We start from the raw sequence: 406 nt of genomic DNA on the forward strand, positions 1-406 counted from the left end.
TTCTAATTGCTTCATTTGCTCAATACCGGATAAGTCTTTTACTTTATTACGTGTTAATACTAAGTCTTTTAAAGGTAATGAATATAACGGTTTAATATCTTCAATTTGATTACCTGCTAAAGTTAAGTATGTTACATTTTTCAACGCGCTTAATGGCGTAACATTCGTAATTTTATTATTTGCTAAATTCAAGTAATCTAGTTGTTCCATTTTCGCTAATGCTGTTACATCTTCTATTTGGTTGCCTGATAAATATAAACTTTTTACATTTTTCATTTCAATTAGTGGTGCAACGTTCGTAATTTTATTATTACTTAAATCAAGAGAATCTAAATTATCCATCTTAACAATTGGTGTTACATCTGAAAATTCATTACCACGTAAAGCTAAATGTTTCAATTGTTTT

1 protein-coding gene is annotated in these 406 nt (G+C 27.6%); it reads right to left on the bottom strand.

Annotated features, from left to right (window positions below):
• Positions 1-406: leucine-rich repeat domain-containing protein (locus MR083_RS26975; RefSeq protein ID WP_242270110.1), on the bottom strand; the 406-nt coding region annotated here is incomplete at both ends.

Source organism: Bacillus cereus group sp. BfR-BA-01408 (assembly GCF_022663305.1).
Taxonomy (GTDB): domain Bacteria; phylum Bacillota; class Bacilli; order Bacillales; family Bacillaceae_G; genus Bacillus_A; species Bacillus_A pacificus.